Source organism: Micromonospora sp. KC207 (assembly GCF_004348615.1).
GTDB lineage: Bacteria > Actinomycetota > Actinomycetes > Mycobacteriales > Micromonosporaceae > Micromonospora.
On sequence record NZ_SMKJ01000265.1, the window covers coordinates 1 to 10,125 of the forward strand.

Sequence of the window (10,125 nt, forward strand, 5' to 3'; positions counted from 1 at the left end):
GCATCCCCTCCCCATCAGTTGCCGACCCCGCCCGCAACCCGCACCGCACCGCACCGCACCGCACCGCACCGCACCGGCGAAGGCTGGGCCAAGAGCGCCGTCAAGAACATCCTGTCCAACCCCCGCTACACCGGCCGGCAGGTGTGGAACAAGCGGCGGAAGGACGAGGTGCTCCTCGACGTCAACGACGTCGCCCTCGGCTACGGAACCCGGATGCGCTGGAACGACAAGGACTCCTGGGTGTGGTCCGCCGATCATGAAGTGTTGTCGGGAACGGGACACCCGGCGGCGTTGCGACGTGGTCGGTCACCTCGCAGAATCACACGCTCGGGACCACCACGACCCAGTACGTGGCGCTACGCCGTGGGTAACCGGCGGAGCGCCGGCAGTCGCCCACCTACTCGACGGAGCAGAACCATGAACCGGCGGAAGTCCCAACCCGAGGAGACCGACCCCTCAGTCGGGCGGCTGGTCCTAGTCGAGTACTACCTCACCGGGGACCGGACGTTGATCTTCTTCATCACCGCGGAGTCCGCCGAGCCGGAGCTGGTGACCGTGCCGGTGGACGCCGGGCAGCTCGCCGATTTGGTGGTGCCGATGGTGCACGCGCTGGACCGGGTGGCCGAGGATCCGGCCGCACTGGAGCAGGCCACCACCGTCCTCGGCGATCCGGTACTGGTCGGTCTGGTCGCGCCGATCTTCGACCGGATACGGCCCGGCGACTGGATCTACCTGGTGCCGCATGGGCCGCTGCACCGGGTGCCGCTGCACGCCGTGCCTTGTCGGGGTGTGCGGCTGGCCGACGCGCATCCGGTGGTCTACACGCCGAGCGCCTCGGTGCTGCGCTACTGCCAGGCCAACCGCCGTGGTCCCCGGTCGACCGCGCTGGCGGTCGCCGACCCGCCCGGCACCGAACCGCTGACCTTCGGGCAGGTGCACGCTACCGCGCTCACCGGACGGTTCGACTGCGACCGGATGCAGGGCGCCGACGCCAACCGGGCCGAACTGCTACGCCGGCTCGGCGGCCCGGCCCCGGACGCGGTGACCGCCGACGCCGGCCACCGGCCACCACCGGGGATCCTGCACGTGGGCGCGCACGGCGTGTTCGATCCGGAGGAACCGATGGGTTCCGGCGTCGAGCTGGCCGACGGTCGCCTCACCGCTACCGACGTGTTCGGGATGCGACTGACCGGGACACTGGTGGTGCTGGCCGCGTGTCGTACCGGTGTCTCCGACACTCGGCCCGGAGACGAACTGCTGGGCCTGATCCGGGCCCTGCTCTACGCCGGTGCGCCGGCAGTGCTGGTGAGCCTCTGGAAGGTCGACGAACTCTCCACCGCGATGCTGCTCGACGAGTTCTACCGGGGCCTCAGCGACGGGCCGCCGGCCGTGGTGGCGCTGCACCGGGCCCAGTCGTGGTTGCGCCGCCGGACCATCGCAGACGTCCTCGCCTACGTCGAGCAGGCCCGGGACGGCGCCGGGGCCGACCATCCGGCGGCGTCGCGGCTTGCCCTCGCCGAGGCGCGGATTCGACTGGTGGCCCGGGACTTCGTCGGCGCGACCAACGCCGCGCAGGCGGCCCTGACGCTGGCCAGCACCGATCGGGACCGCCGGCGGGTGGAGAACGTCCTGCATCGGGCCCGCTTCCTGGCCGGGGCGGGTGTCCGGGTTCCGGTCGACCTCGGTCGCCGTTTGTACGGCAGCTTTTTCTTCTGGGCGCCGTTCGTCCTTGTCGGAGACTGGAACTGACCGGCTCAGAACAACCGACCGACGGGGCGAGCCAGCCCCCGACCGGTGGATTGTGGACCCGATCGGCCAAACAGGAAGGAACCGGGAGTGTGAGCCTGACCGCGCGGGATCTGATGCGCACCGACCATCGTGTCGTCGAGACGGACTCCGCGCCGCCGGAGCGGGCCGACGAGCTGACCCTGGGGGTCGACGAGCGGGGAACACCACGCTGGGTCATCGGCCCGGGCGGCCGGGGTCCGGCACTGCTCGTCGCGGCGTCGACGCCGGTGGACGAGCTGTTGACGTCGAATGCCCTTGTCCGGCTGCTGGATGAACATCTCCCGGCGCTGGTGGTGGCCGACGACTCCGGGCGTCCGGTTGGTGTCGTTTCCGCCGAGGCGCTCGGGGAACAGCTGTTGCGGCAGTTGGACGGCGACAGGTGGGCGGCCTACGGCACCGACGTGCTGGCGCCCCCGGATCCGGGTGCCATGGGTGATCCGCTCCTGGCCGGGCGGCTACGGCCCCCGACGGCTCCGATCCGGATCTTCTGCGCGTGCTGCGGAGCCCTCAACCACCTCGACGAGTTTCCGGAGCCGGACCGGAACTGCGCGGCCGGTGGGCACCGGCTGGAACCGGACTGGCGGTGACGGTGGGCGCCCTCTTCGAGTCCGCGACCGCGCTGCTGGACCGCCGCCAGCTGACCGCGGTGTGGCTACCGCTGCTGGTGTTCGTCGGCACGCTGGGCACGGTGGCCGTGGCCGGGGTCGGGTGGGGGACGGCCCGCACCTGGTGGAGCGGGCTCGGTGCCGAGGGCAGCGCCGGCCTGGTCGTCGCGCTGGCCCTGCTGACCATCCTGCTCGGACAGCTGCTGACCGCCTGGCGCACCGGCCTGATCCGGCTGTTCAGCGGCTACTGGCCGGCGGTGCCCGGCCTGACCTGGTTCGGTCGGCAGCTGACCGCCCGCCACCAGCGGGTGCACGCCGGTCGGACGGCCGGGGACCCGACGCTCTTCCTCGGCTATCCGCGCCGGGCGGACCGGGTGCTGCCCACCCGGCTCGGCAACGTGCTGCGCGCCGCCGAGGAGCACGCCGACCGGTACGGCCTGGACGGGGTGGCGGCCTGGCCGAGGCTCTACGTGGTGCTGCCCGAGCAGTACGTCGCCGCCTTCACCGGCGCTGCCACCAGTCTGGAGGCGGCGGTGACCATCAGTGTCCTGGGCGCCGTCTTCGCACTGCTCGGTGGCGGGCTCGCTGCGGCACTCCTGCCCTGGTACGGCGCCGTCGCCTGCGTGTGGGGCGGGTTCGGCGTCGCGCTGCTGGGCTACCGGGCGGCGGCGCGGGCGGCGGTGCCGTACGCGCAGCTGGTCCGGACCGCGTTCGACGTGCACCGGTTCGCGCTGCTGGAGGCGATGCGGCTGGAGCTGCCACCGAGCTTCGGCGCGGAGCGGGAGCAGTGGCGCCAGCTCGGCAAGGTCTGGTATTCCGGCTGGCCGGACAGTGACCGCGCTTCCGCCCTGCGGTATCCGCAGCCGGTCGAGCAGGCGGAGTCGGCGGAACTCACCGGGCCGAGCCGACCGGCGTCCACCGTGTCGTCCGGGGTGTCGCCGCAGCCGGAAACAGCCACCCCGTCGCCCGCGAGTGCTCCGTCGGCCGTCGCCGCGCCGGGCACCGCAGGTCGGCGCTGGCTCCTTCCGGTACGGGCGGTCGCGCTCGTGGTCGTCCTGCTGCTCGGAGGCGTGGCGGCCATCGTCGCCGCGAGCCGTGCCGGGGAGCGCGCCGGTAGCACACCGGTGGCCGCCCGGGCGATGCCGGCGTTCCATGTGCTGACCGCCGCCGACGTGCGGGGACGGCCGGGCAGGAAGGAACTCGACGAGCTCCTCGGCCGCTACACCGTTCGTGCGGTGGCGAAGGGCCGGCCGCTGCGTACCCGGGAACTGGGGCCGAAGCTGCCCGGCGGGACGCTGACCGGTCGCACCGTCGTGGCGGTGCCCGCCACCGGCCTGGCCGATCGGATCGGGCGGGGCGAGCGGGTGACCTTGGTGGTGGTTCCGGCGGCACCGGAGACGGGGCCGGCGACACCTCCGGAGCGCTTCGTCGACGTACTGGTGCTCGACCGGCTCGACCGCGATCCGCGACCCCTGGTGGTGGCCGTCCCCAGGACCCGAATCGACCGACTGCTGGCCCTCGCCGCCGGTGGTGCGGTGCACGTCGTCGTCGATTGACCGCCCGCCAACGGAGGGAGCCAGATGGCCAGCGACAGGGACGCAGGGCAACGCGGGAACGACGAGCCCGGCCCGGAGGATCTGCGGCGCCTGCTGAACGAGCTGCCGCTGCCGGTGCTGGAGCAGATGCTGCGTGAGCTGCTCGCCGACCGGCTGCGCGACTCGGACCTGCGCGGCGCCTTCGAGGCGAGCCTGAACCTGACCGAGGTGCTGATCCGACTTGGTCGGTTCCGGGCCGCGTTCGCCGTCAACGAGCAGACTCGTGACCTGGCCGGTAAGGCACCGGTCGGGCCGTGGAGCCGACGCGCCGCCGAGGTGCAGCGTCTGCGCCTGCTGCACGAGTTGGGCCGCGACGACGAGGCCCTGCCCCGGATCGCGGAGCTCCTGGGTGAACTACTCGGTCCTGCCTCGGCTGCCGACGAGGTCGATCAAAGGGCTGGCGGCGGGGCCGACGAGGTTGTCAGCGGTGGCGAGGTGCGGGAGGTGTTGCTGGACGTCGGCCGCAGCACCGCCGTCGCCTTGGGGCAGTGGCGTGCCGCGCTCGGTTTCAGCGACCTGCATCTGGCTCTCCTCGACGCCCGACAGGCGCCACCGGTCGAGGTCGCCAGGGCAGAGCTCAGCCGATCGATCGCGCTGCGGGCGGTCGGTGAACTCGATGCTGCCGACACCGTGCTGCTCTACTGTCAGGAGGTCTTCACCGGCGCCGACGACGGGCCCAGTCTGACCCGGGTGCTGGGCAGCCGGGGCAAGGTCGCCTGGGCGCGGGGAGACCGGGAAACGGCCGTCGAGCTGCAACTGGCCACCCTCGGTATGGCCTACCGGTATCCGGATCGGCACACGGTCGCCACCGCGCACCGGCACCTCGCCGACTACCTGCCCGAACCAGCGGCGGCACAGCGGCTGGCGCACGGGCTCGCCGCCGCAGTGGTGCACCGCCTCACCGACGACGAGGTCGAACTCGAAGCGACGGTCAGTGAGATCGTCGCCCGCGCGCCCGGCGACGACCTGCTCGAGGCGGTGTGCGTCGAATGGCTGGTCGCCGAGGTGGAGCGAGTGAACGGGGTCGAGTTCGTGGCGTTGGCGTCGGAGTTCGGCCTTGACGCCGAAGCGGTCGACGCGATCCTCGCCGAACTGGTGCCGACGCTGCGCGGGCGGGCGCCGGCCGGCAGCTGGCATGCCAGCAGGATGTTGCGCCGCTGGGAGCCGGCGATCGCCACCCTGGTCGCCGCCGTCGGCGGCGACGACCAGGTGCGCCGCGCCCTGAACGAATACCTCGACCTGCGGGAACAGAGTCCGGAGTGGACGCGGCTGGTCACCGCGCTACGGGCGATGGCCGACGGCGTCCGCGATCCGGACCGGCTCGTCGCCGGCCTGGACGACACCGACGCCCGGATCGTCGGCCACGCGTTGGACGCCCTGGCCGGGCGGACCCGCCTGCTGGCGACGCCGGCGGACCTGCCGGCGGCGCTGTACGACGCCCGGCAACGTCACCGCGAACTCGTCCGGACCGTCGCGGCAGCCGCGCACGGCCATCCTGTCGCGATGGAGAGGCTTCGGACGTGGCTGGACGCCAGCGCCGGTCTCCCCGATACCGGCCCGCTGCTCGCGGCGGTGGGTGCCATCGTCGTCGACGGACTCGCCAGCTCCACCGACAGTCCTGCCGGCCGCCGCACCGATCGTCGCGCTGCCGGTCGTGCCGCCCGTCGGATCAACGTCGGGGCCCTGACGGCGGACCTGACCGACCCGCAGGCGGCCCTGATCCGGGCCATCGTCGACGAGATCCGACTCTCCCCGCCGCCGCCACCCGATCCCGGCGAGGCGGCGGCGCTGCGGGTGAGGGCTGCGCTCGACCGGGAACCGGACCTCAGCCCGGAGGAACTCCGGGGCGCCCTTGAGCATGGGGTGGCGGTGGACGACGTGCTGCGACGGATCGGCCAAGCCGTGGACCGCTGGGTCGGCAAGGGAGCCGTCGAGATCGCGGTGACGCTGCTCAACGTGGTGGTCTATCGGCTGCTGAGTCGGGGTGACGCGACCAGGGCACTGGCTCCGGCCGAGCGTCTGGTGGAGCTCGCGGTCGCTGGGCTGCCCGATGGCGGCCGGCGCCACCGCTCGGAAGCGGACGCGTCATCGGGGAGAGCGCAGGTGATTGTCGAGCCGAGCGCGCGCTATATGATCGACGCGACAGCCTTCGACGCGGCCCGCCGGGCCTATGCCGGCACGTCCGCGTTGGTCGGCCCGGCCATCCCGCAGCGCGCTCCGGCCCCGCTCGGCATCAACGTTCCGGCCGAGGAGATCGACCGGGCCCGCCGCTGGGTGGTGCTGGCCCGCCGGCTGCCGACGGAGGACGAGTACACCCGGGCCCGGCTGACGCTGGCCGATGCGCTGGTCAGCTCGGCCGGTGGGGACCTCGACCGGGCGCTCGACCGGGCCCGGACCGCCCAAGGGATCTTCGCGTCCCGGTCCGACGCGGAGGTCGAAACCCTGGCGGCGGCGACGGTCCTCGCCGGAGTCCATCGGCAGCGGGGTGAACTTCGGGCGGCGCTGACTGGCTACGACCGGCTGATCGAAGCATGGGGCACCGCACCGGACGGCAGGGAACTCGTCCTGGCCGAGACGTACACCGCACGGGCCCAGGTGCGGGCCACGATCGGCCACCACCACCGCGCCCTCGCCGACCTCCAGCAGGCGCTGGCCCTGGTCCGCCGGACCCCTGGTCCGCACGACATCCTCGCCGAGGGGCCGATCCAGGCCGGTCTCGGAAACCTGTACGAGGAACTGGGCGACCTGCCAGCGGCGGTGACCGCCTACGAACGCGCCTGGTCGATCGCGGTACGCACCGGCCACCGGACCGCCCAGGCGGCCGCACTGCACACCCTCGGCGGCTTCTTCGGTCGGCTCGCCACCGGGGAACTCGGGCCGGTCAGCGGAGGTGAACTGTTCCGGCTGATCGGGCTGCTGCCCCGCCTCGGTCTGCCGCTCGATGAGATCCCGGTGGAGGACGGGGCCCGTTCGGTGGCGATGCTGCTGATGCGTCGGGCCGCCGCGCTCTACCGCGAGAACAACAACGAGCAGGGCTGGGCCCGGGCCACCAACGACCTGACCAACCTGATGCCGCCGGAGCGGGACGCGGAGGCGCTCGACCTGCTGACCGAGGTGCTTCGGGTCAAGGAGTTGACCGGTGACCGCCTGAATCAGGCGACCACCCTGGCCAACCTGGCCAGCCGGCTGCGGTCGCTGGGCCGGGTCGCCGAGGCGGTGGCGGCATACCGGGACAGCCTGGCGATCTCCCGCCCGGCCGGGCACTTCGAGTCCGCCGCCGCCTCCGCGCGCAGTCTGGCCGACCTGTACGCCGCGCATGGCGAGTTGGCCTCGGCCGAGCCGTTCTACGCCGAGGCGGTGGACCTGATCGAGGCGAGCCGGCGGGAACGGCCGCACGACGACCGCTCCCGTATCAGCTATGTGCGCGGCAAACAGGGCATCTACCAGGGACTGGTGCGCTGCCTGCTGGCCCGGGACGCGGTCGGTGAGGCGTACGCGGTGGTGCAGCGGGCCAAGTCCCGGGCGCTGGTGGAACTCGTCGCCGTCGCGGAGATCCGACCCACCGCCCGGGCCGAGGACCGGTTCGCCGCCCTGCTGGACGCCGAACATAGGCACCTGACCACCCTCCGCAGTGGCACGCTCGGCGGTGCCGCCGTCGAGGCACTGGACCAGCTCCGGGTTGTCTACGACGAGATGGCCCGGCACGACCCCGGTTACGTAGCGCTGCGGCGCGGGTCCACCGCCACCATCGAGGAGATCCGGCACCTCCTCGGGTGACACTCCGGGCCGGTCCTCGGGTGACATCCCCGGGCCGCTCACCGGCACCATTTCGGGGCTGCTGCTGGACGGGCGGCGTAAGTCGATGCAGCCGATGGCGCAGCGGCTCGGGGTGGATCATCAGGGGCTGCAACCGTTCGTGACGACCTCGACGTGGGACACCGACGCGGTGCGGATGCGGCTGCAAGCTGGCCGAGCACGGGCTGTGTCCGCCGCTGCTGGCCGCCGACGCCGGCTACGGCGACAACAGCCAGTTCCGTAGCGCCCTGGACCAGCGTGGAATCGGCTACATCATGCCGGTCAAAGGCGACGCCCTCGCGCACAAGCCAGACGTGCGGCCAGCCGAGCGGGTGTGGTCCGGGCGGGGCCGCCCACCGACGTGCACCGACCCGCGCTACCCGAAAACGGCGATCAGCCTGGTCGAGCACGTCCGCGCCACCGGATGATCCTCGCCAGCCCCGACAACCTCAAGCCCAAGCATCGAGATCCTCTGGCACGGCTCACCGCAGCCCGCCCCGGGATGACCCACCTGGCCGCCGCCATCGAGGGCTTCGCCGAACTCCCGACGCCCCAGCCGGGAAACGCCGACCGGCTCTCACTCTGGACCGCCCGGGTCCGCGCGGCCGATCCACCTCATCTGCACGCCTTCGCCCGGGGCCTGGAGCGGGACCGTGGGACAGGGCCGTTGACTTGACAGACCCCCGTACGAGGCGTCCCGTCTCGGTGACGGTTGGTTGACGTGGACATAGCTGTAATGGGGCACATGAGAACCCTCCGCGCTTCCTGCTCGTGGTCGCCGTCCTGGCGGCGACCCTCGTGACACCGGCCCCCGCGCAGGCTGTCACCACCCACGTCTATCCCGCCACCCGGGACACCTACGTCAAGGCCAGCTCCCCGAACACCAACTACAACAGTCAACGACAGCTCGTCGTCGCCGGCAGCCCGGACCAGGTCTCCTATCTGGCCTTCGCGGTCACCGGCCTCACCGAGCCGATCCTGCACGCGACCCTACGGATGAAGACCCTGGACACCAGCATCGCCGGCAGCACCGACGGCGGCCGCGTCTTTCCGGTTGGCAGTTCGTGGTCGGAGACCACGCTGACCTACGCCACCCGCCCGGCACCGATCGGCCCCTCCGTCACACCCATCGAGCGGGTGAAACCCGACACCATCCACGACTTCGACGTCACCCACGCGATCCGGGGCAACGGAGTGGTCAGCTTCGGCATCTTCTCCACCCATACCGACGGCGCGTACTACCACAGCCGCGAGAACAACGAGGCGGCCGGCCCCGCACTGCTCGTCTACACCGGGGTACCCAGAACCGACGACACCGTGATACTCGCCGCCGGAGACATCGCCGATTGCCGCACCGAACGCGACGAGCAGACCGCCAAGGTCCTCGACACCGAAGTCGGCGTCGTCGCCGCGATCGGTGACACCGCCTACGAGAAAGGCGCCCCCGAGGAGTACGCCGCCTGCTACGCCCCCACCTGGGGACGACACAAGTCCCGCACCCGTCCCGCTGTGGGCAACCACGAGTACCTCACCCCCAACGCCGCCGGCTACTTCGGCTACTTCGGTGCCGCCGCCGGACCGCCAGGTCAGGGCTGGTACTCCTACAACATGGCCGGTGGTCAGTGGCACGTGGTGGTGCTGAACTCCATCTGCGGCCAGATCGGCGGTTGTCACGCTGGATCACCGCAGGAACGGTGGCTGCGCGCCGATCTGGCCGCCAACAAGGCACGATGCACCGTCGCCTACTGGCACCAGCCGCTTTTCGCCTCCGGAGGCCGCGGCAGCTCCGCCTATCGGCCCCTGTTCCAGGCCCTCTACGACGCCGGAGTCGAGGTTTTGCTCAACGCCCATAACCACCAGTACGAACGCTTCGCCCCACAAACCCCGACCGGAGCCGCCGACCCCGACCGAGGCGTCCGGCAGTTCATCATCGGCACCGGCGGCCGCTCACTCCAACCAGATTTCCCGACCGTCGCGGCCAACAGCGAGGTCCGCAACGGCAACGTCTTCGGCGTGCTCCGCCTGACCCTGCTCCCCGGCGAGTACCGCTGGCGATTCATGCCCGTCGCCGGTCAAACCTTCAACGAGATGGGCACCGGCCTCTGCCACTAACTTGATCTTTAACCTGCTGGGCGGCGGTATCGACCCCGGCTGATCATGGGGACAGCCCTTGATCGATCATTCCTCGTGTCTAGGGAAGAAGATCAAGAACCAGGGGCTGTCTGGTGATCAGTGTGCACGATGCCGGGTCGATCGGTGAGGTGGGGCGGCTGGCCGCGTTCCGGCGTGAGTTCCACCGTTGTCTGACCGCTCGTGAGGATGCGTTGTTCGAGCTGGCCGAC

At 71.7% G+C, this 10,125-nt stretch carries 6 protein-coding genes and 3 pseudogenes; all 9 read left to right on the forward strand.

Annotated elements, in window-relative coordinates; all coding sequences use genetic code 11:
* Positions 1–18: 18 nt before the first annotated feature.
* A pseudogene (locus tag E1258_RS25800) lies at positions 19–171 on the forward strand (recombinase family protein); the annotation flags it as partial.
* 246 nt (positions 172–417) lie between these two features.
* Positions 418–1,749, forward strand: coding sequence for a CHAT domain-containing protein (locus E1258_RS33570; RefSeq protein WP_165949903.1), 1,332 nt, complete (start codon positions 418–420; stop codon positions 1,747–1,749).
* Positions 1,750–1,838: 89 nt separating this feature from the next.
* Positions 1,839–2,375, forward strand: a complete 537-nt coding sequence (locus E1258_RS25805) for a hypothetical protein (RefSeq protein WP_132405674.1) — start codon at positions 1,839–1,841, stop codon at positions 2,373–2,375.
* Positions 2,372–3,949, forward strand: a complete 1,578-nt coding sequence (locus tag E1258_RS25810; protein ID WP_132405676.1) for a hypothetical protein — start codon at positions 2,372–2,374, stop codon at positions 3,947–3,949. The genes E1258_RS25805 and E1258_RS25810 overlap by 4 nt, the downstream gene beginning before the upstream one ends.
* Positions 3,950–3,973: 24 nt before the next feature.
* On the forward strand, positions 3,974–7,765 hold the full coding sequence (locus E1258_RS25815; protein WP_132405678.1) for a tetratricopeptide repeat protein: 3,792 nt from the start codon (positions 3,974–3,976) through the stop codon (positions 7,763–7,765).
* A gap of 25 nt (positions 7,766–7,790) precedes the next feature.
* Positions 7,791–7,976 (forward strand): annotated as a pseudogene (locus E1258_RS35995) (transposase); the annotation flags it as partial.
* Positions 7,977–7,983: 7 nt separating this feature from the next.
* Positions 7,984–8,211, forward strand: a complete 228-nt coding sequence (locus E1258_RS34080; protein ID WP_243715686.1) for a transposase — start codon at positions 7,984–7,986, stop codon at positions 8,209–8,211.
* Positions 8,205–8,435 (forward strand): annotated as a pseudogene (locus E1258_RS25825) (ISL3 family transposase); the annotation flags it as partial. The gene E1258_RS34080 and the pseudogene E1258_RS25825, both read left to right, overlap by 7 nt.
* A gap of 119 nt (positions 8,436–8,554) precedes the next feature.
* Positions 8,555–9,895: a DNRLRE domain-containing protein gene (locus E1258_RS25830; RefSeq protein ID WP_207919715.1), complete on the forward strand. Its 1,341-nt coding sequence runs from the start codon at positions 8,555–8,557 to the stop codon at positions 9,893–9,895.
* Positions 9,896–10,125: the final 230 nt, after the last annotated feature.

What these genes read in the sequence shown, in the direction of transcription:
- E1258_RS33570 (WP_165949903.1), top strand. Translation starts at nt 418, where the DNA reads ATGAACCGGCGGAAGTCCCAACCCGAGGAGACCGACCCCTCAGTCGGG.
- E1258_RS25815 (WP_132405678.1), top strand. Translation starts at nt 3,974, where the DNA reads ATGGCCAGCGACAGGGACGCAGGGCAACGCGGGAACGACGAGCCCGGC.